General features: G+C 64.3%; 23 protein-coding genes. 10 read left to right on the top strand and 13 right to left on the bottom strand.

Annotation, left to right across the window (positions count from 1 at the left end):
- Positions 1–56: 56 nt before the first annotated feature.
- The 7 genes from MMAR10_RS11425 to MMAR10_RS11395 all read right to left on the bottom strand — a co-directional run bounded on the left by MMAR10_RS11425 (position 57) and on the right by MMAR10_RS11395 (position 7,234).
- Positions 57–281, bottom strand: a complete 225-nt coding sequence (locus MMAR10_RS11425) for a F0F1 ATP synthase subunit C (RefSeq protein WP_011644139.1) — start codon at positions 279–281, stop codon at positions 57–59.
- A 57-nt stretch (positions 282–338) separates the two neighbouring features.
- Entirely contained in the window at positions 339–1,115 is a 777-nt protein-coding gene (locus tag MMAR10_RS11420) for a F0F1 ATP synthase subunit A (RefSeq protein WP_011644138.1), read from the bottom strand.
- A 53-nt stretch (positions 1,116–1,168) separates the two neighbouring features.
- A complete protein-coding gene (locus MMAR10_RS11415; RefSeq protein ID WP_011644137.1) occupies positions 1,169–1,495 on the bottom strand; it encodes an AtpZ/AtpI family protein in 327 nt (108 codons plus the stop codon).
- Positions 1,496–1,618: 123 nt separating this feature from the next.
- The gene (smc, locus tag MMAR10_RS11410) at positions 1,619–5,065 is read right to left on the bottom strand and encodes a chromosome segregation protein SMC (protein WP_011644136.1); all 3,447 of its coding nucleotides are present in this window, start codon (positions 5,063–5,065) and stop codon (positions 1,619–1,621) included.
- A 66-nt stretch (positions 5,066–5,131) separates the two neighbouring features.
- Positions 5,132–5,890, bottom strand: a complete 759-nt coding sequence (locus tag MMAR10_RS16380) for a thioredoxin domain-containing protein (protein WP_011644135.1) — start codon at positions 5,888–5,890, stop codon at positions 5,132–5,134.
- Between the two features lie 8 nt (positions 5,891–5,898).
- On the bottom strand, positions 5,899–6,672 hold the full coding sequence (locus MMAR10_RS16375) for a thioredoxin domain-containing protein (protein WP_011644134.1): 774 nt from the start codon (positions 6,670–6,672) through the stop codon (positions 5,899–5,901).
- Between the two features lie 22 nt (positions 6,673–6,694).
- A complete protein-coding gene (locus tag MMAR10_RS11395) occupies positions 6,695–7,234 on the bottom strand; it encodes a DUF721 domain-containing protein (RefSeq protein WP_190273919.1) in 540 nt (179 codons plus the stop codon).
- A gap of 57 nt (positions 7,235–7,291) precedes the next feature.
- Between MMAR10_RS11395 and MMAR10_RS11390 the strand changes: the two genes are divergently transcribed.
- Positions 7,292–8,344 (top strand): A/G-specific adenine glycosylase, encoded by a 1,053-nt coding sequence (locus MMAR10_RS11390; protein WP_011644132.1) that lies wholly within the window; start codon positions 7,292–7,294, stop codon positions 8,342–8,344.
- Here MMAR10_RS11390 and MMAR10_RS16370 read toward each other — a convergent pair.
- The 3 genes from MMAR10_RS16370 to rnhB all read right to left on the bottom strand — a co-directional run bounded on the left by MMAR10_RS16370 (position 8,341) and on the right by rnhB (position 12,690).
- Positions 8,341–10,917, bottom strand: coding sequence for a hybrid sensor histidine kinase/response regulator (locus MMAR10_RS16370; RefSeq protein WP_011644131.1), 2,577 nt, complete (start codon positions 10,915–10,917; stop codon positions 8,341–8,343). The genes MMAR10_RS11390 and MMAR10_RS16370 overlap by 4 nt on opposite strands.
- Before the next feature lie 10 nt (positions 10,918–10,927).
- Complete coding sequence (locus MMAR10_RS11380; protein ID WP_011644130.1) at positions 10,928–12,007, bottom strand: site-specific DNA-methyltransferase; 1,080 nt, start codon at positions 12,005–12,007, stop codon at positions 10,928–10,930.
- Positions 12,008–12,084: 77 nt separating this feature from the next.
- Positions 12,085–12,690: a ribonuclease HII gene (gene rnhB / locus MMAR10_RS11375; RefSeq protein ID WP_041636954.1), complete on the bottom strand. Its 606-nt coding sequence runs from the start codon at positions 12,688–12,690 to the stop codon at positions 12,085–12,087.
- Positions 12,691–12,763: 73 nt separating this feature from the next.
- Here rnhB and MMAR10_RS11370 point away from each other — a divergent pair, with 73 nt between their 5' ends.
- A complete protein-coding gene (locus tag MMAR10_RS11370; RefSeq protein ID WP_011644128.1) occupies positions 12,764–15,193 on the top strand; it encodes an EAL domain-containing protein in 2,430 nt (809 codons plus the stop codon).
- Positions 15,194–15,229: 36 nt separating this feature from the next.
- Here MMAR10_RS11370 and MMAR10_RS11365 read toward each other — a convergent pair whose 3' ends face one another.
- Together MMAR10_RS11365 and MMAR10_RS11360 are read right to left on the bottom strand one after the other, a co-directional pair.
- Positions 15,230–16,351: a PA0069 family radical SAM protein gene (locus MMAR10_RS11365; protein ID WP_011644127.1), complete on the bottom strand. Its 1,122-nt coding sequence runs from the start codon at positions 16,349–16,351 to the stop codon at positions 15,230–15,232.
- Positions 16,352–16,432: 81 nt separating this feature from the next.
- Complete coding sequence (locus tag MMAR10_RS11360) at positions 16,433–17,293, bottom strand: uracil-DNA glycosylase (RefSeq protein ID WP_011644126.1); 861 nt, start codon at positions 17,291–17,293, stop codon at positions 16,433–16,435.
- A 148-nt stretch (positions 17,294–17,441) separates the two neighbouring features.
- Between MMAR10_RS11360 and MMAR10_RS11355 the strand changes: the two genes are divergently transcribed.
- The 4 genes from MMAR10_RS11355 to MMAR10_RS11340 are packed head-to-tail and all read left to right on the top strand — an operon-like array spanning position 17,442 to position 22,749.
- A complete protein-coding gene (locus tag MMAR10_RS11355; RefSeq protein ID WP_011644125.1) occupies positions 17,442–19,115 on the top strand; it encodes an electron transfer flavoprotein-ubiquinone oxidoreductase in 1,674 nt (557 codons plus the stop codon).
- 54 nt (positions 19,116–19,169) lie between these two features.
- Positions 19,170–20,885 carry a tetratricopeptide repeat protein gene (locus MMAR10_RS11350; RefSeq protein ID WP_011644124.1) on the top strand — a complete coding sequence of 572 codons (1,716 nt, stop codon included), beginning with the start codon at positions 19,170–19,172 and terminating at the stop codon, positions 20,883–20,885.
- A complete protein-coding gene (locus MMAR10_RS11345; protein WP_011644123.1) occupies positions 20,882–21,733 on the top strand; it encodes a 4-(cytidine 5'-diphospho)-2-C-methyl-D-erythritol kinase in 852 nt (283 codons plus the stop codon). The genes MMAR10_RS11350 and MMAR10_RS11345 overlap by 4 nt, the downstream gene beginning before the upstream one ends.
- Positions 21,712–22,749 (top strand): glycosyltransferase family 4 protein, encoded by a 1,038-nt coding sequence (locus MMAR10_RS11340; RefSeq protein ID WP_083759557.1) that lies wholly within the window; start codon positions 21,712–21,714, stop codon positions 22,747–22,749. The genes MMAR10_RS11345 and MMAR10_RS11340 overlap by 22 nt, the downstream gene beginning before the upstream one ends.
- Before the next feature lie 6 nt (positions 22,750–22,755).
- Here MMAR10_RS11340 and MMAR10_RS11335 read toward each other — a convergent pair whose 3' ends face one another.
- Positions 22,756–23,778 carry a polyprenyl synthetase family protein gene (locus tag MMAR10_RS11335; RefSeq protein ID WP_011644121.1) on the bottom strand — a complete coding sequence of 341 codons (1,023 nt, stop codon included), beginning with the start codon at positions 23,776–23,778 and terminating at the stop codon, positions 22,756–22,758.
- Between the two features lie 163 nt (positions 23,779–23,941).
- On the opposite strand from MMAR10_RS11335, the gene MMAR10_RS11330 reads away from it, so the two are divergent.
- The 4 genes from MMAR10_RS11330 to MMAR10_RS11320 all read left to right on the top strand — a co-directional run bounded on the left by MMAR10_RS11330 (position 23,942) and on the right by MMAR10_RS11320 (position 26,016).
- On the top strand, positions 23,942–24,157 hold the full coding sequence (locus MMAR10_RS11330; protein WP_011644120.1) for a DUF2007 domain-containing protein: 216 nt from the start codon (positions 23,942–23,944) through the stop codon (positions 24,155–24,157).
- Positions 24,154–24,882 carry a tRNA1(Val) (adenine(37)-N6)-methyltransferase gene (locus MMAR10_RS11325; RefSeq protein ID WP_011644119.1) on the top strand — a complete coding sequence of 243 codons (729 nt, stop codon included), beginning with the start codon at positions 24,154–24,156 and terminating at the stop codon, positions 24,880–24,882. The genes MMAR10_RS11330 and MMAR10_RS11325 overlap by 4 nt, the downstream gene beginning before the upstream one ends.
- A complete protein-coding gene (locus tag MMAR10_RS17075) occupies positions 24,879–25,055 on the top strand; it encodes a hypothetical protein (RefSeq protein ID WP_190273918.1) in 177 nt (58 codons plus the stop codon). The genes MMAR10_RS11325 and MMAR10_RS17075 overlap by 4 nt, the downstream gene beginning before the upstream one ends.
- A 70-nt stretch (positions 25,056–25,125) precedes the next feature.
- Positions 25,126–26,016, top strand: a complete 891-nt coding sequence (locus MMAR10_RS11320; protein ID WP_011644118.1) for a glycine--tRNA ligase subunit alpha — start codon at positions 25,126–25,128, stop codon at positions 26,014–26,016.
- Positions 26,017–26,175: the final 159 nt, after the last annotated feature.

Here is a 26,175-nt window from a genome sequence, read left to right as displayed (position 1 = left end):
AATCAGGTGGAGCGAAGAAATGCGGCCGCATCCGGTGATGCGGCCGCAATCCGAAATCAGACAGCGAAGAGCAGCAGGATCGCGATGAGCAGCGAGAAGATGCCCAGGGCTTCCGTCACGGCGAAGCCGAAGATCAGCGTACCGAACTGCGCCTGTGCTGCAGACGGGTTGCGCATGGCACCCTGCAGGAATGCGGCGAAGATGTTGCCGACGCCAACAGCTGCGCCGAGCATGCCGAGACAAGCGAGGCCGGCACCGATGTATTTGCCCATGTCTTCCATATCAAAAACTCCTTTGAGGGGCTGTATCAGGTATTCGTTGGTGGTGACGCCTGCAGGTCAGTGACCCGGGTGCAGGGCATCGTTGAGGTAAATGCAGGTCAACATTGCAAACACATAGGCCTGCAGGAAGGCGACCAGGAATTCGAGGGCGGTCAGGCTGACCGCCATGGCCAGCGGTGCGATGCCCGCGAGGTAGCCGAAGCCACCCCATGCTGCTGCCAGGGTCACGACAAAACCGGCGAACACTTTCAGCAGAATGTGACCGGCCAGCATGTTGGCGAACAGGCGGACCGAATGGCTCAGCGGGCGTGACACGAAGGAGATGATCTCGATCACGACGACCAGCGGCAGAACGAAAATGGGCACGCCCGAAGGTACGAACAGCTTCAGGAAACCAAAGCCGTTCTTGAACACGCCATATATAATGACGGTCAGCCAGACCAGCATCGCCAGGGCGACGGTCACGATCAGATGGCTGGTGATGGTGAAGGAGTGGGCACCCGGCGCCGGGAAGTAGGGGAACATGCCGAGCATGTTGGCGACCAGGATGAAAATGAAGAGGGTAAAGACGAAGGGGAAGAAGCGCAGGCCTTCCTGTCCGGCGGTCGAGCGGACCATGTCGGCGACGAAGCCGTAGATGATCTCGGCCACCGACTGGGCGCGGTTCGGCACCAGGGCGCGGCTCGACATGGCGACCATGAAGAGCACGATCGTCAGGACCGTCGTCAACACCATGAAATAGCTGGAGTTGGTGAAAGCCAGATTCAGACCGAATGCCTCGAAGGGGAAGACTTCGTGGACTTCGAACTGTTTGATCGGGTTGGTGTCTGCCACGCCCGGCCTCTTTCATGTCTTGCGGCTTGCGCCGTCTTGAACCCGTGAAACCGTCAGGCGTTATCGCCGTCCGATTCCGATGTTATCTCGCGCGCGGACCGGACCACATTGAGTGTACCGGCCGCAAAGCCCAGCAAGGTGCCGACGATCAGACCGAAAGGACTGATTCCGGCGAGCAGGTCGAGCACATAGCCCAGTACGCCCCCGACCAAAACCCCGCCGAAGAATTCCGACCCATATCGCATGCCCAGTGACCATGCGGAGCTGGGCGGCTTTCCGGCCGGTTTCTGGTATTTCGCGCGCTTCGCATCAATGCGGAGCTGCAGCGCGTCCAGATCGGCTCGGGATTTGTTGCGTGGGCTGTCGTCTTCGCCTGACATGTTGGACCGGTCTGCCTACGGAAGAACAGCCCCCCACAGGCGCGCGCACACTATCCACGGCCCTGCGGCAAGTCAAGCAAGGGTGCGGGTGCGGTAAGTAACTGAAAAATAAGTCCGTATAAGCTACTCAGCGGCAATCAGCTGTTCCGCGCCGACAAGGTCGACCGAGACCAGCTGGGAAACACCGCGCTCAGCCATCGTCACACCATACAAGCGGTCCATGCGCGACATGGTCAGCGCATTGTGGGTGATGACCAGGAAACGGGTCTCGGTCAGACGGCGCATTTCCTTGAGCATGCGGCAATAGCGGTCGACATTGGCGTCATCGAGCGGCGCGTCGACCTCATCGAGGACACAGACCGGCGCCGGGTTGGACAGGAAGACGGCGAAGATCAGGGCGGAGGCAGTCAGCGCCTGCTCGCCGCCGGACATCAGGGCCATATTGTCGAGTTTCTTGCCCGGCGGGCAGGCAAAGATCTCGAGGCCGGCTTCCAGCGGGTCATCATGTTCGGTCAGGCGCAGCTCGGCATGGCCGCCTTCGAACAGGGTCTCGAACAGGGTCTGGAAATGGTTGTTGACGATGTCGAAGGCTTCCAGAAGACGGGCCCGGCCTTCGCGTGACAATTCGTCGACGGCCTTGCGCAGGCGGGCAATGGCCTCGACCAGATCGTCGCGCTCGCGGGTCATTTCCTCAATCTTGGCAGAGAGTTCCTCGGCCTCGTCATCGGCGCGCAGATTGACCGCGCCCAGACGTTCGCGGGACTGGCGGGCTTCGTCCAGCCGCCGTTCCAGCTCGCTCGGACTCAGTTCGGACATTTCGTCCTCGTCGAAGCGGGTGCTCAATGTGCCCGGCGCTTCACCGGTCGCATCCTGCAAGCGCTCGGTGGTCTCGGCGAGGCGCTCGCGGGCGGCGGTCAGGGTTGCTTCGGCGGCGGCGCGCCCTTCACGGGCTGCAGAAGCGGCAGCCTCGGCCTGGCGAGCGGCGCTGTCGGCGGATTTGACTTCGCCTTCATTGGCGGAGGCGGCCTGGCGGGCGTCCTCGGCGGTCACCTCGGCGGCGCGCAGCTTCGACGCCAGCTCGAACAACTGATCCTCGATCACCTCCGGGCGGGCGCGGGCGGTTTCCAAGCGGGCTTCCGCTTCGCTGCGCTCATTGGCAATCTCTGCGAGGCGGGCCTCGGCCGATTTGCAGCGTTCAGCCCAGGCGTCATGGTCGCGCTTGAAGCCCATGCGCCGCTGACGGCGTTGTTCGCGCTCTCGTTTGAGGCTCTCCAGCGCCGCGCGGGCATCTGCCGCGGCGCTGCGGGCCGTGTCGGCAGTGTCTCGCGCGGCGTCGAGCGCATCGGTATCGCCCTCGGCGGTTTCGGCTTCGACCAGCAGGGCGCGGGCATCATCAATGGCCTTGCGGTTTTCAGCCTGTTCGGCGGTCAGCCGGTCGAGACGCTCCTCCAGCGCGGTGGCGCGGGCGGCATCCTTGGCGGCACTTTCGCGCAGGTCGGAGATCCGGGCCATAGCGTCGCGGGCCTGGCGCTCGGCGGGTCCGACAGCGGCGCGGGCGGCGGCTTCGGCCTCGCGCGTGGTGCGGGCGGTTTCGCGGGCGTCGGTCTCGGCCTCCCGGGCCGTGTCGTGGTCCGTGAGTGTGTCGTCCAGCTCGACCCGAATGGCGTCGAGGCGGTTTTTCTGTTCCAGCCGGGCCACGGCGGCGGAAGGGGCATCGGCCCGCGCCACCAGCCCGTCCCAGCGCCAAAGATCGCCTTCGCGGGTCACCAGACGCTGGCCGGGTTTGAGCTTGGCGGCGGCCTCGATTGCCTTGTCGGCCTTGATGACGCCGACTGCATCGAGTCGGGCCTTCAGGGCTGGTGGGGCCTGGATGTGATCGGACAGCGGGACACAGCCGCCCGGCAGCGCCTCGGCATGGCAGGTCGTCTGCGCCCAGTGACGAGCCGCGCTGGCGTCAAGCGAGGCCTCCAGGTCATCTCCAAGGGCGGCTGCCAGGGCGTGCTCATAGCCCGGACGGGCGCGCACGGCCTCGATCGCCGGTGACAGGGATTCTGCCTGGGAACCAGCCAGCAGGCGTTCCAGGGCGCGCAATTCCCGCTCCAGCGTCTCGCGCTGGGCTGAGGCCTCACGCCAGCAGTCGGCGGCAGCTTCCAGCGTCTGGGCGGCAGACTGGCGGGCTTGCTCGGCCTGTTCCAGCGCGCCGCGGACGTTTGCCAGGCTTGTTTCAGCGGTTGCGGCCGCTGTCTCGGCCGTTTCCAGTTCGGCCAGCGCCGTCGAGCCACGCACGCGATCAAGCTCGGAGCGGGCGCCGTCAATCTCGCGCTCGATCTGGACGAGGCGGGCTTCATGGCGTGACAGGTCACGGCGGGCGCTGTCGATGGCGGCGCGCTTGTCGGCGGCTTCGCTGGCCCGGGCGTCAAGCCCATCCTCGGCAGCCTGACGAGCGGTTTCAGCCTCGACCGACGCCAGTTCGGCAGCATCCAGCGCCGCTTGCTCGTCCTTGGTTTCGGTGTCGAGTCTGGTGATCTGGGCTTCGGCTTCGGCGCGGCTGGTACGGGCATCCTCGGCGATGTCGGTCTCGCGCCGGGCGGCATTGGCCAGATCGTCGAGCCGGCGTTCCAGTCCGTGGATGGAGCGCTGTACGTCTTCCGCATCGCGTTGCAGCCGATCGCGCTCACGTTCCAGCAGGCGCAAGGCGGCGGCAGCTTCGGCTTCGGCCTGACGGGCCGGTTCGCGGGAGGCGGCAAGGACTTCGGCGCGCGTGCGCGCTTCGGCAGCTGCGAGACTGGAATCCTCGGTCGCGGTCCGTTTTTCGGCCAGCACGGCCTCGGCAGTCTCGACCGCGCTGGCGGCTTCGCGCCAGCGATTGAGCCAGACGGCCGCTTCCAGGGCGCGGATCGAGGCGGACAGTTTTCGATAGCGCGAGGCCTGCCGGGCCTGACGCTGAAGCGAGCCGTGCCGGGCGGTGATCTCGTCGATCACTTCCTGCAACCGGTCGAGATTGGTCTCGGCGCCCTTGAGCCGCAGCTCGGCCTCGTGACGGCGGGCGCGTAGTCCGGAGACGCCGGCGGCCTCTTCCAGCACGCGGCGGCGGTTTTGCGGCTTCGATGCGATCAGTTCGGAAATCTGGCCCTGACGGACGAGCGCCGGGGAGTTGGCCCCCGTACCGGCATCCATGAAGAGAAGCTGGACATCCTTGGCCCGTACTTCCTCGCCATTGATCTTGTAGGCCGAGCCGGCACCGCGGGTGATGCGCCGTGTCACGTCGAGCGTGTCGGCGTCGTTGAAACGGGCCGGGGCGAGCTTGTCGGCATTGTCGACCGAGAGCACGACTTCGGCGAAATTGCGGGAGGGGCGGGCATCGGTCCCGGCGAAGATCACGTCTTCCATGCCGTCACCGCGCAGCGATTTGGCGGAGGTCGCCCCCATCACCCAGCGCAGGGCTTCAAGCAGATTCGACTTGCCGCAACCGTTGGGTCCGATCACGCCCGTAAGGCCCGGATCAATTCTCAATTCCGTCGGTTCGACGAATGACTTGAATCCGGCCAGCCTCAGCTGTGTGAACTTCACCCGGTCTCCCTTGCGCCGCGAAACATGTTTTTCGCATCCAATTGCGGCGCTGGCGTGAAGGCCTGCCTAGTCAGCCGAATCGGACTCATCGAGGAAGTGAAGGATGATTCGGCGGAAAGAGTCTTCGTCCAAACGGCCCGGCACGGTTTCCCCATCAATCATCAGGGGTTCGCCACCATGCAAAAACACGGTCGGACCGGCAGTCGCATGATTGTGGCCAGCCTCGCCATCTCCCGGGTGTCCGATCGCCAGCAGGTCGCCGGCAATGATGAAGGCCGGTGTCGAGCGGATACCGTCCTCTGACGCCTGCACCGCAACGGCATTCACGTGTTCATTGGCGGCCGTGTCCTGGAAGCAGGCCAGCAAGGTTTCAGCCGAGCCGCCGGTCGCCGCCGCGATGCGGTTATAGACCGCCAGGACATCGCCGCCCTCGCGGGCCGTCTCGAAGATGTTGGCCTGCTCGTGGAAGAGCAGGTCGACGGCGTCGAAATAGCGATCATCGGGCACGCATTCCGACAGGATGACACCGGCTCCGGCGATTTGTGGCGGCGAGGTCAGCATCGGCCGGACCGAATAGCGGATCAGCCCGGTCTCCACGAATTCCGACCGGATCATCGGCCAGACTTCGGTCTGGAAATGCGCGCAATGAGGACAGGCAAAGGAGGCGTATTCAATGATCAGCAGGTCCGCATCGGCGCCGCCAATGACCCGGTCGGTCGGGCGCAGCTCGGCTGCGCCCTCCGCGAGTTGGGCCTGTGCAATGCTCGGCAGGGCCAGGCCGGCGACGAGAAGGAACAGGCTGGTCAGGATACGCGTGACTGACATGATCGGGACTACTCCTCGCCGCTTGTCGCTGCGTCATCGCCCGGCATTGCGGCCTCGGTGTTTTCGGCGATGAGATGGTCGAGAATGCGGCGGAAGGTTTCGGCGTCCGAGAAGTTCGGGACCGGCTCGCCGTCGATGATCAGCTGCTCATTGCCGAGGAAATAGGTGTAGGCGCTTTCGCCCGGCGCGCGGCGCGAGTCGAGCATCTCACCATTGAAGATGAAGCGCGGCGTGCCGGTAATGCCTTCGGCGCCGGCCCGGTCATTGGCGTCCAGGATATCCTGGGTGATGGTCTCGTCGGACAGGCATTGGGTGAAGTCGGCTTCGCTCATGCCCATGGAACGGGCAATGGCGAGATACTGGTTGCGGGCGCTGCCTTGCGTCTGGGCGGCCTGGAAGATGGCGTTCTGCTGTTGGAACAACAGGTCGACCATGTCGTAATAGCGGTCTTCCGGCACACAATGGGCCAGCGAGAAGCCGGCAATGGCGAACTGGGCCGAGCCGGTGATCATTTCGCGCAGGACAAAGCGGACCTGGCCGGTCTCGATATAATCGCTTTCCAGCATCGGGTAGACTTCGTTGTGCCAGGTGGCGCAGTGGCCGCAGGCGACCGAGGCGTATTCGATCATGGTGACCGGCGCGTCCGGGCTGCCGAGGCCGCGATCGCCGGCGCGTTCGAAGCGCGACTGGCCATCGACGGGCGCATCGCTGCTGCCACAGGCGGAGACGGCGAGAACTGCGGTCATGGCCGCGGCGGAGAAAAGTCGTCGGGTCAGGCTCATTCAGGATCCCCCTGGCAGATGGTCACGATCCCTCACGGGCCTTGACCGCACGTTCAAAACGGTTGAGCGCGGACAATAGACGCGCCTCGGGTGTTTGCTCCACCCCTTCGTTCACTTGTGACGATGTTTTCATCGGCTTCACATCCGCTTGATCAGCAGGCTTGGCGCGTTTGAAGCTGGCGCTCGCCTGACCTTGCAGGATGCGCAGACGGGTCGGGGCCCGGTCGCCGGCGAAGGTTCTTACCCGCTCCAGAATGCGGCGGGATTCGGCTTGCAGGATGGCGGCCGCCGCGCCCCTCGCGCGGATGACCAGCGTGTTGACCCCACCGGCACGCTGCACGGTTTCCGGCTCGCTCCACTTGGCCAGGCGCTCGCCGACAATCTCGGTCCAGTGCTCGCGCAATTGTTCGACACCGACGCCGAAACGCCGCGCCAATGGCCGCAGCACGCGCTCCATCGCCCGTGCGGTGGAGGGCAGGGGCCGGGCCGCGGGGCGACCGCGCCGACTGTTGATGAAGTCGGTTGCAGCCTGTTCCATCGTTGACGGGGGCGGTTTGCGCATCATGCTCTCAGTTTCGCTTCGAACGTCTCCGCCTGCAACCGGTCAGCCCTTCAAACCATGACAATCGACATCGCCCGTCTCCGCCGCCAATTGCTGGCCTGGTACGATCAGGAGGGTCGCACGCTGCCGTGGCGAATCCGGCCGGAAGACCGGATCGCTGGCGGACCGGTCGCCGACCCATATGCGATCTGGCTGTCGGAAATCATGCTGCAGCAGACCACCGTGCCCCATGCGACGCCCTATTGGCACCGCTTCCTTTCGCTCTGGCCCACCGTCCAGGATCTGGCAGTCGCGCCGCGCGATGATGTGCTGCGGGAGTGGGCCGGGCTGGGCTATTACGCCCGCGCTCGCAACCTGCATGCCTGTGCGATCGAGGTGGCGACCGATCATGACGGGCAGTTTCCCGACACGCTGGACGGATTGCGGTCCCTGCCGGGTATTGGTGATTACACCGCCAACGCCATTCTGGCGGCCGCCTTCGACAAGCCGGCCAGCGTGGTCGATGGCAATGTCGAGCGGGTGATCACCCGTCTCCATCGCGTCGAAACGGCGATGCCGAAAGCCAAGCCGGAGGTCCGCAAGTTGGCCGCGGCGATCGCGGATCCGGACCGGTCCGGCGATTATGCGCAGGCGATCATGGATCTCGGCGCGACCGTCTGCACGCCGCGAAAGCCGGACTGCTCGGCGTGCTGCTGGTCATTTGCCTGTGCTGCGTCGGCTGTCGGCGACATGGAACGCTATCCGGTCAAGGCACCCAGGAAGGTCAAGCCGGTCCGTCGCGGCACAGCCTGGCTGGTGCGCCGGGCCGGGCGCATCTGGCTGCGCAAGCGCGGCGATGCCGGACTGCTGGGCGGCATGACCGAAGTTCCATCCTCGCCCTGGCTCGAAACCGGACACGCCAGTGAAGCGCCGCCACTCGAGGCCGAGTGGGCCGATCGCGGCGAGGTGCGTCACGTCTTCACCCATTTCGAGTTGCGATTGGCGGTGCGGGAAGGTGAGGCATCACCCGGATGGGAACCGGACTCGGGCTATTGGGCCGATGAGCGTGACCTCGGCAATGAGGCCCTGCCCAGCGTCATGCGCAAGGTCCTGGCCGCCCGCCGGAGCTAGGCGGGGCGGTAGGGCCTCAGCTCCCGCGCCCGGCGCATGGCGTTGAACAGGCTGGCAGGTTTGAGCGGTTTGGAGGCGAAGGAATCCATGCCCGCCGCGAGGCAGATATCGGCATCCTGATGTGACGCGTTCGCGGTCAGGGCCGTCACCGGAATGTCGCGCCACGGGGCGTCGCTGTCGCGCAGGCGGCGGGTCGCCTCGAGCCCGTCGAGGATCGGCATCCGCACATCCATCAATACGATGTCGAAAGGCGCAGCCTCCAGCGCCGCCAGGGCTTCCAGCCCGTTTTCCGCTTCGGTGACATGTACTTTCAACGGTCCCATGAAAGCCTGCACGACCTGCCGGTTGATGTCATTGTCCTCGACCAACAGGACACGCAGTCCGAGCAATCCGGCATAGCCCGGATCGTCGGCGAGCTGCGTCGGCGTGCGCTCTTCCGGCGCAGCCGGTCTGGTCTGTGCGGGTTTCGCCGTGAAGGTGAGGGTAAAGGTGGAGCCCTGACCTGGTGTCGCTTCTGCGGTGATGTCACCGCCCATCAATCGGGCCAGATCGCGGGCAATGGACAGGCCCAGCCCGGTGCCGCCAAATTCCCCGGCAATGGCGGCATCGGATTGTGTGAACGGCGAAAAGAGCGTGTCGAGCTTCTCGGGTGGAATGCCGATTCCGGTATCGCAAACCTTGATCTCGAGCAGGCCGGCCTGGTCCGTTTCCCGGTGCCAGCGGGCGGACAGCTGGACCGAGCCCTTGCTGGTGAACTTGATGGCATTGGACAGAAGATTGGACAGGCACTGGCGGACGCGAAGCGGGTCAAATTCCAGCCGTTCGGGCAGGGACGGGTCGATCTCCACCGAAAAATCGAGCGATTTGGCCTCGGCGGATGCCTGGAAGAGGGTGTGCATGTCCCCAAACAGGCGGGCGGGATCGACGACCTGTGGCGACAGCTCCATCTTGCCAGCCTCGATCTTGGACATGTCGAGGACGTCGTTGAGCAATTGGGTCAGCGTCTCGCCGCTCTCCTCGATCATGCGGGCCTGGTCCTGCCGCTGCTTCGACCGGGACGTTGTCCGCAATACCTGAGCCAGACCGAGGATGCCGTTCAGCGGCGTGCGGATCTCATGGCTGATATTGGCGAGGAATGTGCTCTTGGCCTGATTGGCGGCTTCCAGCTCACGCGTCCGCTCGGCGACGCGGGCTTCGAGCAGGTCGAATGCGTCCTTGTTTGTGGCCCGTTGTTCTTCCAGCGTGCGGGCCAGCATGCCGATCTCGTGACGGCTCCCGAGAAGTGGTTGCAGCGCCGGATTGGTCGCCGCGGCGCGCGGGCGGGCTACGCCGAAATGGCCTGTCAGCGCTTCAAGCGGGCGCACAAACCGGCGATAGAGAATGAAGTAGGCCAGCACCGCTTGCAGCGCCACGCCAAGAATTCCCAAACCCAGCGCAATCGAGAGTTTGCCGGCGATGCTCCGCCGCTGGATGTTGCGATCGACCAGTGAGACACTGAACCAGCCCGGGCCCTGCAAACGTGAATACGCTACCACCCACCGGCCGTCCCGACTGATCAGCGTGCCGAGTGTGCGTGTCGCCGGCTCCGCCAGCAGGAGTTCGGTAATCGCTGGCAGGTCGTAGGTGGCGGAAATTGCGTCGATCTGACCGTCTGTCACACGATCATGGATGAGGTCGGGGTGAGCGATCAGATGGCCGGCCTGGTCGAGCAGGATATTGACGCCATGCGCCGGCGGGCCCGCCATTGCAGCCTCGAAATAGGCGTGCAACTGGATCGTGGTTCCAAAGGCACCAACCGGAGAACCATCCAGATCGTAGGGCGTATAGCAACCGGTGGTCAGGGACTCTTCGTCGCGCACATAGATCAGCTGGGTCAGCTCGCCGCAGACGAATTGCCGGCCTGGATTGATGGCGGGCCGCATGAGTTCAACAAATGTCGCCCCGGTGAAGTCGAAATCGGCGGTGGCATCATGCCGGTAGAAGCGCAACTGGTCGTCGCGGTCGGCCGCCGAGATCACCAACTGATTGCGGAAGGTGAAGTAGTAGAAGTTGTCGACCAGCCCGTTTAGCGCCTGGCCCGTGCTGTCAACGACCTCATAGGCCGATACCAGTTGACGTCGTTCGAGTGGCGTCCAGTCTCCGGGCGGGTTCAGATAGGCGCCGACACCGGAATGGTGATTGCCCTGTTCGTCAAGATAACCGTCGAACATGTCGTCGCGGCTGCGTCGCGTGCCGTCCGGGCGGAGCGGGAACAAGGCATTGAAGCGCTGTTCGATCTCGTCGTCGGGCAAAGCGCCCAGGCGGCGTTCAAAGCGCTCGATCGCGGTCGCTTGCGCACGCTCCACGGTGTCGAAAATCGCGGCGTTCCGGCGGCCGCGTTCGTCGACATAATTTTCCAGCTGGATGAGTTGCTGGTTTTCGAGGTCGGTCCAAAAGGCCAGCGCTGCGACAAGAATGCCGGAGCCGGACACCAGCAGGGATGTCACCAGGATCACACTGAGCAGGGTCCAGGCGATGGAGCCACCCGTCCGGCGCGACACGCTTGGCCGAGTGATGCCTGTGCCTTGATCCATGCGAACGACCTCAGTTTTCCAGCGTGGCCCGGATTTCTGCCCGCATCACATCAATTGGGGCGAGACCCTGCTTGGTGCGGATATGCCAGTAGGTCCAGCCATTGCAGGACGGTGCGCTTTGCAGTTGGGCGCCGACCTGGTGGATGGAACCGGCACTGGTGCCGGCAATCAAGGTGCCATCTGCGCGCACCCGGGCCGTGTTGCGGCCCTTGGGACAATACAGCGTGTCGCCCGGCTTGAGCATGCCGCGCTCGACCAGGGCACCGAACGGAATGCGCGGCTGGGCGCGCTTGGACTGGGTGACATCGAGCGTGTCACTGGCGCCGCGCGTGATGGCGGCGAGCCGCTTGCGGGCAACATCCAGATATGCAGTGTCCCGTTCAATGCCGATATAATGGCGTCCCAGGCGCTTGGCGGCAGCGCCTGTGGTGCCGGTCCCGAAGAAGGGATCCAGGACCACATCGCCCGGATTGGTGGTCGACAGCAGGACGCGGTGCAGCAGCGATTCCGGCTTTTGCGTCGGGTGTGCCTTCTTGCCGTCCTCATCCTTCAGGCGTTCGCCACCGGTGCAGATCGGCAGGGTCCAGTCGGAGCGCATCTGGACACCGTCATTGAGCGCTTTCATGGCGGCATAGTTGAAGGTCGGGCGGGCGTCCTTGGTCTTGGCAGCCCAGATCAGGGTCTCGTGCGCATTTGTAAAGCGCGTTCCCTTGAAGTTCGGCATCGGGTTGGACTTGCGCCAGATGATGTCGTTGAGCACCCAGAAGCCGGCATCCTGGAGAATGCCGCCGACGCGGAAAATATTGTGATAGCTGCCGATCACCCAGATGGCGCCGTTCGGCTTGAGGACGCGGCGAGCCTCCTCCATCCAGTTCCAGGTGAACAGGTCATACTCGTCGAAGCCACCGATCTGGTCCCAGTCATTGTCGACCGCGGAGACTTTCGAATTGTCGGGGCGATGCAGATCGCCACCGAGCTGGAGATTGTAGGGCGGGTCGGCAAACACGAGGTCCACGCTTTCGTCCGGAAGTGACTTCATCACCTCCACGCATTCCCCTTCGAGGATCTGGTCGATCTTTGTTTTGGCCATAACGCGCCGCTCCACTCCCGATACAGAGGCAAGTTTTTCGGCTTTTAGGGCTAACGGGCCGTTAACCCTGCTTCAAGTTATCCACAGCGATTCGCATTTGTGGAAAACCGGGATTCGAGCGCGGCGCGGACCGGTGCATAGGACCGGCGGTGGATGGGGCAGGCGCCGGACGTCTCCAGCGCAGCCTTGTGTGCAGCGCTCGGATAACCCTTGTGGCCCTCGAAACCATAGCCGGGGAAACGGCGCGCGGCCTGTTCCATCAGGTCATCGCGCACGGTCTTGGCGATGATGGAGGCGGCGCCGATACAGGCTTCCTTGGCGTCGCCCTTGATTATGGCCTCGGCCGGGCAGGGCAGGCCCGGCGGAAGTCTGTTGCCATCGACCAGGACAAGGGTTGGCCGGACCGGCAGCCGGGCCACGGCGCGGCGCATGGCGGCCATGGTCGCGTGCAGGATGTTCAGGCGATCGATTTCGGCCGGTTCGGCTATGCCGATTCCGACCCAGGCATTGGCGCGGATCAGCCGGAAAAGTTCCCGTCGCCGTCTCTCGGAGAGCGCTTTGGAGTCCCCGAGCCCGGTGATGGGACGGGTTGGGTCAAGGATGACCGCGGCCGCAACAACCGGTCCGCTGAGGGGTCCGCGCCCGGCCTCATCGACGCCGGCAATCCGGACCGTATTGCCCATGCCGGCCTTGTTAAGGCTCTGATTGTCTTTTTGTGGAATGGTTACGCTCAAAGCAGATCCTTTGGGGCATTTGGTGTATCGCGTTTATTACTGCCTGACGGTTGAGCACGATCTCGGTCTTGTAGCGGTGGCGGCTCTTTTGTGTGCGCTATCCGGCCTCGCCGCAATGTCCATTGTCCGTCGGGCCAGAGAGGCGGACCGCGCGCGGCAACCCGCCTGGTTGCTGTTTGCCGGATTCGTAACCGGCACGGGCATCTGGGGCACACATTTCGTTTCCATGCTGGCCTATGAAAGTGTGGTGCCGATCGCTTTCGGGCTTCTCGAGACCGTGATTTCACTCGCTCTTGCGATCATTGTATCGGCCTGTGGCTGGGCATTCGCGATCCGCTCGGAGACCCGTTTCGCCGCTCCGATCGGTGGTGCGCTGGTCGGCGGCGGCATTGCTGCCATGCACTTCATGGGCATCGAGGCGATGCGGACCAATGCTATTTTCACCTGGGATGCTGGCCTGATCATCGCCGCCATCGTGCTGGCAATCCAGTTTTCTGCCGCGGCGTCGACCGTGGCTATGGGAAAGTCCCTGAAGCCAAGCCTGATCGGCGGCACTTTGCTTTTGGTCTGTGGCGTTGTCAGCCTGCACTTCATTTCGATGGGCGCCATGCAGCTTGTCCCTGACATGACCGTTGCCGAGCCGGAAGGCGGGCTGTCACCCAAATTATTGGCTGTCACGGTCGCGCTGGGCGTGGTTTTCGTCGTGAGCGTCGGCTTGGCGACGGCGGCGATTGATTTGCACCTCGGAAAGCGCCGGATGGCAGAAGGCGCCCGGATGCGAGCGCTGGCCGAGGCGACGTTCGAAGGCATTGCGGTCGTGCGCGACGGGCAGATGTACGACATGAATGGCCGCTTCTGTGAAATGCTGAACCTGGCGCGTGAGGATCTGGTCGGCACGCCAATCATGAAGCTCGCAGTCGACCCGGAGGATATTCGGGTCCTGCAGCTGGACCAGGATGATGCACCGACGACCTGTCGTCTTCGCTGCCGGGATCGCGCGCCGATAACGGTGCAGGTTCGCGCCCGGGTCATGGACTTTGATGGGCAATCATCGCGGATATTCACATTTCGCGACGTGTCATCGGAGGAGCGCGCCCGCGCCCGCATCACCCATCTCGCACACCACGACACTCTGACCGGCTTGCCCAACCGCCTGAAATTCCGCGAAGCACTTGAGGCCGAGCTGAGCAGTGCCTGGGATAATGACAGCCAGGTCGCGCTGATGTTCTTCGATCTGGATCGGTTCAAGGAAGTCAATGACGTTCACGGTCATGCGACGGGTGACCGCCTGCTTGTTGCCGTGTCCGAGCGATTGCTGGATGCGCTGCCGCGCAATGCTGTGGCCGCGCGCCTGAGCGGCGACGAGTTCGCCGTGATCCTGCCGGACGTGGACAGCCGCGAAGACGGGCTCAACACGGCCCGGCGCGTCGTCAACAATGTCGGTTCACCGCTGAGTATCGGCTCCCTGCACCTGAAGGTTTCAGCCTCGGGCGGCGTGACCATGTTCCCGCTGGATGGTGAGGACCCGGACCGCTTGATGAACCAGGCCGATCTCGCGCTCTATCGGGCCAAGGGGCAGGGCCGTAACCAGGTCTGTGATTTTGATCCCAAGCTCGGCATGATGATGCAGGAGCGCCGGATGCTGGAGGCCGACCTGGCCTTGGCCATTGAGGACGATCTGCTGACGCTGAACTATCAGCCGCAGGTAAGACTCGGCGACGGCTCCATTGCCGGCTTCGAGGCGTTGGTGCGTTGGCATGACGATCGCCGTGGCGCGGTTGCGCCGGCGGAATTCGTGCAGATTGCCGAAGAAACCGGACTGATCCTGAAAATGGGGGAATGGGTTCTCGAAACAGCCTGCCGGGAAGCGGTGAACTGGCCGAATGATCGACGGGTGGCCGTCAATGTCAGCCCGGCCCAGTTCAAGCAGGGCAATCTGGTCTATTCAGTCCAGCGTGCTCTGACCAATTCCGGGCTTGATCCGGCCCGTCTCGAGATCGAAATCACCGAAGGTGTGCTGATTGATGACGAGGCGCGGGCGCTGAAAGTGCTGCGCGGTCTCAAGGATCTGGGAGTCGGTCTGGCAATCGACGACTTCGGGACCGGTTACTCGTCGCTCAGCTATTTGCGCGCCTTCCCGTTCGACAAGATCAAGATCGACCGGTCCTTCATCACGGGCCTTCAAAATGACCAGGAAGCGCAGATCATTGTACGCGCGACCATAGCGCTGGCCCGTGATCTGAACATCGCCGTTGTTGTCGAGGGGGTCGAGGAATTTGATGAGCTTGGTGCGCTTGGTTATCAGCCGGACCTCGTCCTGCAGGGCTATTTGCTGTCCCGGCCGCTGACCCGGGGCCTGATTTCCGGGTTCGATGAGGCGTCGAAAGCCATTCGGGCCGAAATGGCGACCCTGGTCGCGTCGGCCAGGCCGTTGCGGCAGCGCAGCGCCTAGCGACCTGCCGGCGGGCGTCCTTCCCGGGCAAACGGGTCAAAACAGGCTTGGCTGTCCGGCCGATCCAAGCGGTCGTGCGAACCGGCTTGTGTCGAGCGCCTGACGCGGCACATCCAGACCGAAACGCTTGATGGCATGGCGAAAGCGGCTGGCGATCAACTTCGCGTAAGGGCCGGTGCCGCGGCCGCGCGTTCCCCAATTGGCATCATAATCCTTTCCGCCCCGCATCTGCCTGATCAGCGACATGACATGGTCGGCGGCATCTGGGCGCTTGTCGGCAAGCCATTCGCGGAACAGGTCGCGGATTTCCAGCGGCAGGCGCAAGAGAACATAGGCGGCATTGTCGGCGCCGGCCTCCGCCGCCGCTTCGAGCAGGGGCTCGATCTCGTGATCGGTGAGAGCGGGTATGACCGGCGCCATCATGACGGTGACCGGGATGCCAGCCTGTTTGAGGGCGGTGATGGTTTCCAGGCGACGATGCGGGGCTGCGGCGCGCGGCTCCATGTCGCGGGCGAGTTTGCGGTCCAGCGTGGTGATCGAGATTGCGGCCCTGACCAGGCCGTCGGCGGCCATTGGAGCGAGAATGTCGAGATCGCGACGGATCAGGGCTGATTTGGTGATGACGCTGATCGGATGCTTGTAGCGGGCGCAGACCTTGAGAATGTCACGCGTGTGCTGGCGCTCACGCTCCAGCGGCTGCCAGGCGTCTGTATTGGCGCCGATCATGATCGGTTTCGGTTGGTATCCGGCCTTGTTGAAATGGGCTTCCAGCAGGGTCGGGCCGTTCGGCTTGGCAAAGATCACGCTCTCAAAGTCGAGACCGGGCGAATAGCCCCAATAGGCGTGGCTGGGGCGGGCGTAACAATAAATGCAACCATGCTCGCAACCCCGATAGGGGTTGATCGACTGGTCAAAGGAAATATCCGGCGACTGGTTGGTCGAAATGATCGATTTCGACGCGTCTCGCAATACCAGGGTCGCCAGCTTGGGTGGCTCTCCGTCGGCGTCTGTCCATCCGTCGTCGAAAGCCTCTCGCCCCTGTGCCTCGAAACGTCCCGAATTGTTTGACCGAGCGCCCCGACCTCTCGCTCCGGGGCGGTGGAGCGGGGAGGCCTCCTGAGGGGCATTAAGGGCATAGCCACCAGGGCGCTCGGTCATGTCCGCATCATGACTCGAAAATGGAACAAATCAAGAACATTTTTCAGAAATCAGGTGATCAACACGTGCGCCGCCCTGATGTCATGATCCGTTCGGGGTGCCGAGTTGGTCGGCCAGGGCCAGCATGTCCTGCCAGGCGAGGCGCTTTTCGACAGGCCTTGCGAGCAAATAGCGCGGTGAGAACACCGGCAGCGCCTTGATCGAGGTGGATGTCGGATTGCCCTCGGCATCGCGCAAGACATAGTCGACCCATCGGCCGCGCAGGCGGGTAATGGCTGTGTCGCTGCGCAACAGGGCTCGCGCGCCCAGCTCGCCGGCCAGCACCAGTATGTCGGGCTTCTTCAGGGCAATATGCCGTTCGATGAAGGGCAGGCATTGCGCGATCTCGTCCTGCGTCGGCGCGCGATTGCCCGGCGGCCGCCAGTTCAGCATATGGGCGATGTAGGCCTGGTCCCGCTCGATACCGATTGCGGCGAACATCTGGTCAAGCAACCGGCCGCTCTGGCCGGCGAAGGGTTCGCCGCGCTCGTCCTCGTCCCGGCCCGGGGCCTCTCCGACCAGCATCACCCGGGCGGCGCGTTCACCGCGAGCAAAGACCGTATTGCGGGCGGTACGTTTCAGGGCGCAGCCTTCGAAGGCCTCGATCGCCTCCCGCAGCGCGTCGAGACTGTCCGCCTTGGCGGCGACAGACCGGGCACCAGGCCCGGTCGCCGGGCTGTCGCCAAATCCGGCCGCCCGTGCCGCTTGCGGCGTCGCGGCCCGGACCGGTTCGGCGGGCGCCTGACGCCTTGGCTCGGTCGTGTGGGGTGATACCGGCGCTGCCGCCGGGCGGGGTGTGACAATCGGCTCGTCCATCTCGATCCCGGCATCCGCCCACCAGGCAATCAGCGCCTGTAGCGCTTTCTCGTCTTGTAGGGTCAGGGTGGGTCCGGAATCGGTCATGGTTGACGTGCACGTTAACGTAATAGCTTTGATCCCGACGGCGGGACGCGCTAGATGGGTATTCGATCCTAGGGTATGACCGAAGACCTGCAAGCCGAACACCGCATTAAACAGACGCAGACCACGAAACGGGAAGGGTGCCAGCGAGATGACCGACGCCGCAATCGAACGCGAATCCATGGAATATGACGTCATCATCGTCGGAGGTGGCCCGGCCGGCCTGTCCGCCGCGATTCGTCTCAAGCAGATGGCCGCCGAAGCCGGCAGCGAGATTTCCATCGCCCTGCTGGAAAAGGGCGCCGAGGTCGGCGCGCACATCCTGTCCGGTGCCGTTGTCGATCCCAAGGCGATCAACGAGCTCTTCCCGAACTGGAAAGAGCTGGGCGCCCCGCTCGAGGACGAGGTCAAGACTGACATCTTCGAGGTCCTCGGCGCAGCCGGCTCGATCAGCCTGCCGACCCTGATGTTCCCGCCGCTGATGAGCAATCATGGCTGCTACATCGTTTCCCTGGCCAATGTCTGTCGCTGGCTGGCCGAGCAGGCCGAAGCGCTGGGTGTCGAGATCTATCCCGGCTTCCCGGCCGCCGATCTGATCGAGGAAGACGGTGTCATCAAGGGCGTGCTGACTGGTGATTTCGGTCTCGCCCGCGATGGCGGCCACAAGGATGGCTATCAGCCCGGCATGGAGCTGCGTGGCAAATACACGCTGATCGGCGAGGGCGTGCGTGGCTCGCTGGCGAAGAAGCTGATCAGCCGCTTCAACTTGTCAGAGGGCAAGGAACCGCAGAAATTCGGTATTGGTATCAAGGAACTCTGGCGCGTGAAGCCCGAGAACCACAAGCCCGGCATGGTCAAGCACACCATGGGCTGGCCGCTTGATGGCAAGACGGGCGGCGGCTCCTTCATGTATCATTTCGGCGATAATCTCGTTTCGGTCGGCTATGTGGTCCACCTGAACTACAAAAACCCCTACCTGTCGCCCTTCGAGGAATTCCAGCGCCTGAAGACGCACCCGGTGATGTCACCGGTGTTCGAGGGCGGCGAGCGTATTTCCTATGGTGCCCGTGCGATCACCGAGGGTGGCTACCAGTCCGTTCCCAAGCTGGCCTTCCCGGGCGGCGGGCTGATCGGCTGTTCGGCCGGTTTCGTGAATGTGCCGCGCATCAAGGGCAGCCATAACGCCATGAAGACCGGCATGCTGGCCGCGGAAAGCGTGTTCGCCGCCATTACCGACGGGCGCCAGCATGACGAGCTGAGCGACTACCAGATCGCCTATGAGAATTCCTGGGTGGCCAAGGACCTCAAGCGGGTCCGCAATGTCAAACCGCTCTGGTCCAGGCTGGGCACTTTCTTCGGCGTCGCTTTCGGCGGGCTGGACATGTGGTGCACCACGATCTTCGGGGGCTGGTCGCCGTTTGGCACGATGGGACACGGCAAGACCGACGCGGAAAGCCTTGAGCCGGCCTCCAGGCACAAGCCGATCGACTATCCCAAGCCGGATGGCGTGTTGACCTTTGATCGCCTGTCCTCGGTCTTCATCTCGAACACCAATCATGAGGAGGATCAGCCGATCCACCTCAAGCTCTCCGATGCCGAGCTGCAGAAACTGTCCGAGCTGGGCGAGTTTGCCGGCCCGTCGACCCGCTATTGCCCGGCCGGGGTGTATGAATGGGTCGAGGACGAGACGTCGGGCGACAAGCGCTTCCAGATCAACGCCCAGAACTGTGTTCATTGCAAGACGTGCGACATCAAGGATCCCAACCAGAATATCAACTGGACCACGCCCGAAGGCGGTGGTGGTCCGATGTACGCGAATATGTAGCGACAACCGCCTCCGGCCCTTGCGCCGGACGGCCAGCGGGGCGAGCATGCGGGCATGAGTTTTCCTGTCCGCCTGCTTCCGCTGTTTCTCGCCGCCACGGCCTTGTCTGCCTGTGCCAGCCCGTCCGATCCGCCAGCGGATGACGAGGCTTCGGTCTATGGCGCATTCCTGGCGGCCCGCTACGCCGGTGTGAACCGTGATGTTGCCGGCGCGGCTGCCAATTATGCCAGGGCCCTGGATCAGGCACCCGGCGACCCGACCCTCGCCGACCGGGCCTTCATCACGGCCTTGCTGGCCGGTGACCGATCACAGGCAGCGCGGCACGCTCGGACCACGGTTGAAGCCGGCGATCCAAGCCGCCTGGCCACGCTCTATCTCGCTTCCGACCAGATTGCCCGGCGCGAGTATCGGGCCGCGATCTCCAGCCTCGAAGCGGCTCCGGACTATGGGCCCTTCAATACGTTGATGCGTGACCTGCTGATGCAGTGGGCCCTGATGGGCGATGGCCGCGAGCTGGCCGCCATGGACGCTGCCAATGCGACGGCCGCCCCGGAATTCCTGTCGGCGCACCTCTGGCTTCACAAGGCCATGCTTGCGGACATTGCCGGTGAAACCGAGGCGGCAGACGGTGCCTATCGAACCGCTGCCTATTCGTCGGTCTTTCCGCGTCTGGCGGCGGAGATGTACGGCAATTTCCTCGAGCGTGAGGGGCGTGTCGACGAGGCGCGGGCGCTGTACCAGACCAATCTCGATGCCAGTCCTGACGAGCCTTTTGTGCTTGATGCGTTGCGACGACTGGACGCGGGTGAGCGTCCGAAGCGTCGTCTGACCGTTCCGGAAATGGCGTCGCGCTCCCTGTTCGGTCCCGCCTCGGAGCTCGCCGCCCAGGCTGATATGGATCTGTCGGTGATCTATCTGCGCATGGTCGAACGACTGGACCCGGCCTATGCGCCGACGCGGATGAGCCTGGCCGGTACACTTGAACGCATCAGCCTGCCCGAGGCTGCACTGGCAGAATATGCGGCCGTAGCCGAAGGGCCTTTCCGGTTTGCCGCCGACATAGATCAGATTTGGTTGCTCGGCCGGCTGGCCCGGACCGAGCAGGCGACTACCTTGGCACGGCGTCTGGTCGATCAAAGCGGTGATATCGAGGCGCGTCTGTTGCTGGCCGACCTGTTGCGGGTACAGGGGCAGTGCCCGGAAGCCATCACGCTGTACGAGCAGGTCATTGCGGACCGCGATGCTGCAGGCCAGGCTGGCGACTGGCGCTATCATTACTACGCCGGGGCCTGTCATTACGACGCCGACAACTGGTCCGATGCCGAAGCGCATTATCTTGCCGCGCTGACGCTGTCCCCGCGGGAAAGCCGCATCCTCAATGATCTCGGCTATTTCTGGATCGACCGCGGCGAACGCATCGATGAAGCTTTCGAAATGATCATGCTGGCAGCGGAACTCGATCCGGAAAACGGCAATGTGATCGACAGCCTTGGCTGGGCCCATTACCGGCTTGGCCAGTATGAAGCGGCCGTGCAGGCGCTGGAGCGTGCGGCAGAACTCTCTCCGGGCAATGCCACCGCCAACTATCATCTGGGCGATGCCTATTGGCAGGTCGGTCGCGAGCTGGAAGCGGGTTTCCAGTGGCGCAGGGCCGTCGATCTTGATCCGCGTCCCGAGCAGCTGGAGGGACTGGAATACCGCATCGCCCACGGCCAGCCGCCGGCTGACGACGAGGCTGTCGCGGCCACAGACGCTTCGGGCGAGCCTTGAACGCCGCACCGGTCATCGAAACCGCCGCCGCCAAGGTCAATCTGACCCTTCGTGTCGGGGCGGCCCGTGCTGACGGCTATCATCCGCTCGACAGTCTCGTGGTGTTTGCGGACTGGGGCGACACGGTCGAGGTGAGGGCAGCGCCCGGCCTGTTGCTGACCATGTCGGGCGAGGCCTCGAGGGGCCTCGCCGGTGACCATTCCAATCTTGTTCTCAAGGCCGCGCGGGCGTTGCAGGTGGCCGCTGGTACGGATGCGGGCGCAATGATCCGGCTGGACAAGCAGATCCCGGTCGAGGCCGGCCTTGGTGGCGGATCGGCCGATGCTGCGGCGACCTTGCGGGCCCTGAACCGGCTCTGGGGTCTGGACTGGCCGCTCGATCGTCTGGCTGAGACCGGCCTGACGCTGGGGGCGGATGTCCCGGCCTGTCTCTATTCGCGGCCGCTGCGCATGCGCGGCATTGGTGAGTGGATCGACATTCTGCCCCGCTTCGGGGCTTTCGATGCGGTGCTCGTCAATCCGGGCGTCAACGTGCCGACCGGACCGGTCTTCAAGGCTTTCGACAGGTCCGACCCGGCACCTCTGGCCGAAGCCGAACCGATGGGCGAGGACCGGCTGGATTGGTTGCGAAGCGAGCAAAATGCACTCGAGGCCGTAGCTTGTGCCCGCCATCCCGAGATTGCCGCGACGCTGGACTGGCTGCGCGCTCGCGACGGGGTCGAGCTGGCTCGCATGTCCGGCTCCGGTGCCAGCTGTTTCGCCCTGTGTCGCGACCGTGTCGCGGCCGAGCGCGTGGCCGAAGCCTTTGACGGCTTTGCTCGCGTCGTATGTCTGGGCGACCCGGTGTGATGATGGCGGCCGGTCTCCCGCTGGTGCTCGCATTTGTGTCGGGCCTGGTCGTTTCCGGCCTTGTGATGCGTGCCGGCATTCTTGACCATCCCAATGCCCGGTCCAGCCATGTCCAGCCGACCCCGCGCGGCGGCGGGCTGGGGATCGTTGTCGGCTTTCTTCTTGCCCTGCTTCTTCTTGTTCCGGTCGCGGCACCGACCGATCAGGCGGCCTTGGCCGGGATTGCCCTGTGCGCGCTGCTGGCGGCCGGCCTGGGTTTCATCGATGACCTTGTCACGCTGGGCGGGGCGCTGAAATTCGCAATTCTGGCACTGATCTCCCTGGCCCTTGCCGGGATGGCCGGACCGGTCACCGAGCTGGGCCTGGCCTTGCCGTGGATTCTGGGATGGCTTGGATCGGCCTTGTTCGTGTTCACGCTGGCCAATGCGGTCAATTTCATGGACGGGTCGGACGGGTTGATGGCCTCCAGCCTGATCCCGGCATCGCTGGCGCTGGCTGTGCTGGCCGACGGACCGATTTCCATCGCCGCGCTGGCCCTGGCCGCGGCGACAGCCGGGTTTGCGGTCTGGAATGCGCCGATACTGGCTGCTCGTGGCAAGCTGTTCAGCGGCGATGTCGGGTCTCTGGGCGCTTCGGTCATTCTGGCCGGACTGTCGCTGGCCTGGGCCTCTACCGGACCGGCCGGATCGGTCTGGCTGGTGCCGCTTCTGGTCCTGCCCCTGCTGGGCGATGTGCTGTTGACGATGGCGGCACGAGTGCGGGCGGGGCGTTCTCCCTTTGCGGCTCATCGGGCGCATGCCTACCAGCTGCTCATCTCGATCGGGCTCAGCCATCGCCGCGTGGCGCTGATCTGGGGTGTGATGGGCATGGGCTGTGGCGTGCTGGCCCTGGTCGGCACCGCCTTGCCGCCGAGCGGCAAGGCGGCCTGCCTGGTCGCGGCAGTCCTCATCTTCACGCTGGCACATCGCCATTGGCGCAAGCTGGCCGCTTCAAAGGGCTTGGATACCTACCAGTAGGCGTGATCAGTAGGCGCGGTCGGCGACGAAGTCGGCGAGGTCTTCCAGTGCGGTCCGCCATTTGTTGGCGGGGAAGATGGCCAGCGCCTCGCGCGCACGGCGGGCATGATTGCGGGCTTGCGTGACCGTCGCGGCCAGAGCGCCATGCGTATTGACCAGGCTGATCGCCCGCTCGAAATCGCCTTCGACCTGTTCGCCCCTGGCAATGACACGGTCCCAGAAGGCTGTTTCCTCTGTCGAGGCCGCCGCAATGGCGAGCGCGACCGGCAGGGTCACCTTGCCTTCGCGGAAATCATCGCCGGTCGACTTGCCCAGCTTGGCCGAGGCGCCGCTATAGTCGAGCGCGTCGTCGACCAGCTGGAAGGCCAGGCCCAGTTCGCGGCCATAGGTTTCCAGCGCCGTTTCCTCATTTGCCGGACGGTCGGCGACAATGCCCGACACCTGGGCCGCGGCGGCAAACAGGGCGGCGGTCTTGGCGTCGATGATCTGCATATAGGTCTCGACCGATACACCGACATCCTTGACCGCGGAGAGCTGGCGCACCTCGCCCTCGGCAATCGTCGAGGCCGCATCGGAGAGCACGCCGAGCGCTCGCATCGACCCGGCTTCGACCATCAGGGAAAAGGAGCGGGCGAACAGGAAGTCGCCGACCAGAACCGACGAGGCATTGCCCCAGACCAGATTGGCGGCGGCCTTGCCGCGCCGCATGCCGCTCTCGTCGACGACGTCGTCATGCAGCAGGGTCGCGGTGTGGATGAACTCGACGGCGGCAGCCAGCTTCAGCGGCGCAATGTCGGAATGGCCGATCATGTTGGCAGCGGCGACCGTGATCATTGGCCGGACGCGCTTGCCGCCGGCCTCGATCAGATAGCGGGCCAGTTCAGGGATCAGCTCGACATGGCTGTCCAGCCGTTCAAGAATGAGGGCGTCGACCCGGCGCATGTCGTCATGGGCCAGTCTTGCGAGCGCTTCGGCCGCATTCGGCCTGTCGGCGCTGTTCGCGACCGTTGCCGATTTGACACTCACCATGCTGTCCACGCCAGCTGTCCTCTTGATGCAGGCCCGATTGGTTCCGACAATAGAAATCGAGCGACCGCCCGGCAAGCGCAAGGGGCGGTGACGAAACAGCACAGGTCCGGCGGGAAGTTCCGTCCAGGCCGATCAAGACCAATCGAAGCGGAGGCGTGCCCACGTGAAAGAAGTCCTGCGGACCAATGATCCGGTCAAACTTTCCTATGCCCAGTCGCTTCTGCGCGATGCCGATATCGAGCCGATCGTGCTCGATCAGGGCATGTCATCCATGTATGGCGGCGGACTGCCGATGATCCGCGCCCGCATCATGGTGATCGATGAGGATGCCTGGCGGGCCGGGGAATTGCTGGCCGAGTTGCGCGAGGACGAGGCATGAGCACGACGCTCGACCGGCTGCTCGATGGCCGGGTCGTCCTGCGTCAGGGCCGGGACGGCTATCGTGCCGGCATGGATGCCGGCCTGCTCGCGGCGGCGCTGGATGCCAGTGAGGGCGAGATGCTGGCGGAATTCGGCTGCGGTGCCGGTGCAGCACTGCTGTGTGCCGCCTGGCGTCTCACCGGAGCGAGCTTTGTCGGTGTCGAGCGGGACCCCGAGGCGGCGGCGCTGGCCGGCGAGAATGCGGCAGCCAACGGCATGGGCGCGCGGGTGCGGGTGCAAAATTCCGACATCACCCAGCTGGGCACCTCATTGAAGGTCGACCAGGTCTTCTTCAATCCGCCCTTCTTCGACGACCCCGCCGCCCTGCGCCCCCCGAAGGACGAAAAGCGCGCCGCCTGGCTGACCGGCGATGTGCCCTTTGCCGACTGGGTGCGCTGTGCCGCCCGGGCGCTCAAGGCCAAGGGCAAGCTGACCCTGATCCATCGCGCCGACCGCCTGGCCGACATACTCACCGCGCTCGAACGGTCCTTCGGCTCGGTGGTGATCAAGCCGATCCATCCGCGTGCCGGCGAACCGGCCAAGCGGGTCATCGTGCGGGCGACGATCGGCGGCAAGTCGCCGCTTGTCCTGCTGGCCCCCTTGATCCTTCATGATGGTGAGAGCCATTCGGCCGAGGCGCACGCCATCCTGCGCGGCAAGGCGGTTCTGGAGATGACGCCATGACACTGACCCTTCTCCTCGTCCTGCTCGCTGTCATCCTGTGGCTGGCCTTTGCCAGTCGCGGTCGCCGGAAGCGGGACAATGCCGCCGAGGCGGCCCGACGCGCTGTCGAGGCCCGCTTTGAACCACCCGAGCGCGATGCTGCGTCGCACAAAGACGAGGACTCGCGTGCTTGATTACACGGGCCGGCTTGCCTAGTGTCCGCGCGATTTCTTGATCTCGATTTTTCCAGCGGGAATTAATGCCATGACGGCCGAAAAAGCGCCCTCCTTCCAGGAGCTGATCCTCCGTCTGCAGAGCTATTGGGCGAGCAAGGGCTGCGCCATCCTGCAGCCCTATGATGTCGAGGTCGGTGCCGGAACCCTGCACCCGGCGACCACGCTGCGCTCGCTCGGCCCGCGTCCCTGGAAGGCGGCCTATGTCCAGCCCTCGCGTCGCCCCGGCGATGGCCGCTATGGCGAGAACCCCAACCGGCTGCAGCATTATTACCAGTTCCAGGTGCTGCTGAAGCCGTGCCCGACCGATTTGCAGGACCTCTATCTGGGTTCGCTCGACGCCATCGGCATTGATCGCGACCTGCATGATGTCCGCTTCGTCGAGGACGACTGGGAGAACCCGACCGTCGGCGCCTGGGGCCTGGGCTGGGAAGTCTGGTGTGACGGCATGGAAGTCAGCCAGTTCACCTATTTCCAGCAGGTCGGCGGACAGGATGTCGAGCTGGTCTCCGGTGAGCTGACCTACGGGCTCGAACGCCTGGCGATGTATGTCCAGGGCGTCGAGAATGTCTATGATCTCGACTTCAACGGGGCCGGCATGACGTATGGCGACGTTTTCCTGGAAGCCGAGAAGCAGTATTCGGAATTCAATTTCGAGCATGCCGATGTCGACATGCTGATCGAATGGTTCAAGGGCGCGGAAAACCAGTGCATGGCGCTGCTCAATCTCGACAAGCCATTGCCTCTGCCGGCCTATGATTTCTGTCTCAAGGCCTCCCACCTCTTCAACCTGGTCGACGCCCGCGGCGCCATCTCCGTCGCCGAACGCGCCAGCTGGATCGCCCGCGTGCGAGAACTCGCCAAGGGCTGCGCGGATGCCTGGGTGAAGTCCGAGCGCGCGCTGGCGGAGGCGGCTGAGTGATTTCGCCGATCCAATCCCTTGTCATCCCGGCCGAATGCCCCGCGTATGCGGGGCGCAGAGCCGGGACCTATACGCATCAGTCTCAAAAGCGCCCAGCTCTGCCGTCCGTGACAGCGCGCCGCACACCGGGGATCTGGGTCCCGGATCTTCGCCCGGCTC

Origin of the sequence: Maricaulis maris MCS10 (assembly GCF_000014745.1) — a bacterium.
Lineage (GTDB): Bacteria > Pseudomonadota > Alphaproteobacteria > Caulobacterales > Maricaulaceae > Maricaulis > Maricaulis maris_A.
Note: the sequence above shows the minus strand (reverse complement) of the source record. Positions and strands in the feature narration are given on the sequence as shown.

What these genes read in the sequence shown, in the direction of transcription:
- MMAR10_RS11335 (WP_011644121.1), bottom strand. Translation starts at nt 23,778, where the DNA reads ATGGTGAGTGTCAAATCGGCAACGGTCGCGAACAGCGCCGACAGGCCG.
- MMAR10_RS16380 (WP_011644135.1), bottom strand. Translation starts at nt 5,890, where the DNA reads ATGTCAGTCACGCGTATCCTGACCAGCCTGTTCCTTCTCGTCGCCGGC.
- MMAR10_RS11320 (WP_011644118.1), top strand. Translation starts at nt 25,126, where the DNA reads ATGACGGCCGAAAAAGCGCCCTCCTTCCAGGAGCTGATCCTCCGTCTG.
- MMAR10_RS11425 (WP_011644139.1), bottom strand. Translation starts at nt 281, where the DNA reads ATGGAAGACATGGGCAAATACATCGGTGCCGGCCTCGCTTGTCTCGGC.
- MMAR10_RS11365 (WP_011644127.1), bottom strand. Translation starts at nt 16,351, where the DNA reads ATGACCGAGCGCCCTGGTGGCTATGCCCTTAATGCCCCTCAGGAGGCC.
- MMAR10_RS11325 (WP_011644119.1), top strand. Translation starts at nt 24,154, where the DNA reads ATGAGCACGACGCTCGACCGGCTGCTCGATGGCCGGGTCGTCCTGCGT.
- MMAR10_RS16375 (WP_011644134.1), bottom strand. Translation starts at nt 6,672, where the DNA reads ATGAGCCTGACCCGACGACTTTTCTCCGCCGCGGCCATGACCGCAGTT.
- MMAR10_RS11415 (WP_011644137.1), bottom strand. Translation starts at nt 1,495, where the DNA reads ATGTCAGGCGAAGACGACAGCCCACGCAACAAATCCCGAGCCGATCTG.
- MMAR10_RS11340 (WP_083759557.1), top strand. Translation starts at nt 21,712, where the DNA reads ATGTCTGGGCGACCCGGTGTGATGATGGCGGCCGGTCTCCCGCTGGTG.
- MMAR10_RS11350 (WP_011644124.1), top strand. Translation starts at nt 19,170, where the DNA reads ATGAGTTTTCCTGTCCGCCTGCTTCCGCTGTTTCTCGCCGCCACGGCC.
- MMAR10_RS11395 (WP_190273919.1), bottom strand. Translation starts at nt 7,234, where the DNA reads ATGCGCAAACCGCCCCCGTCAACGATGGAACAGGCTGCAACCGACTTC.
- MMAR10_RS16370 (WP_011644131.1), bottom strand. Translation starts at nt 10,917, where the DNA reads ATGGATCAAGGCACAGGCATCACTCGGCCAAGCGTGTCGCGCCGGACG.
- rnhB (WP_041636954.1), bottom strand. Translation starts at nt 12,690, where the DNA reads ATGGGCAATACGGTCCGGATTGCCGGCGTCGATGAGGCCGGGCGCGGA.
- MMAR10_RS11380 (WP_011644130.1), bottom strand. Translation starts at nt 12,007, where the DNA reads ATGGCCAAAACAAAGATCGACCAGATCCTCGAAGGGGAATGCGTGGAG.
- MMAR10_RS11360 (WP_011644126.1), bottom strand. Translation starts at nt 17,293, where the DNA reads ATGACCGATTCCGGACCCACCCTGACCCTACAAGACGAGAAAGCGCTA.
- MMAR10_RS11355 (WP_011644125.1), top strand. Translation starts at nt 17,442, where the DNA reads ATGACCGACGCCGCAATCGAACGCGAATCCATGGAATATGACGTCATC.
- MMAR10_RS11390 (WP_011644132.1), top strand. Translation starts at nt 7,292, where the DNA reads ATGACAATCGACATCGCCCGTCTCCGCCGCCAATTGCTGGCCTGGTAC.
- MMAR10_RS17075 (WP_190273918.1), top strand. Translation starts at nt 24,879, where the DNA reads ATGACACTGACCCTTCTCCTCGTCCTGCTCGCTGTCATCCTGTGGCTG.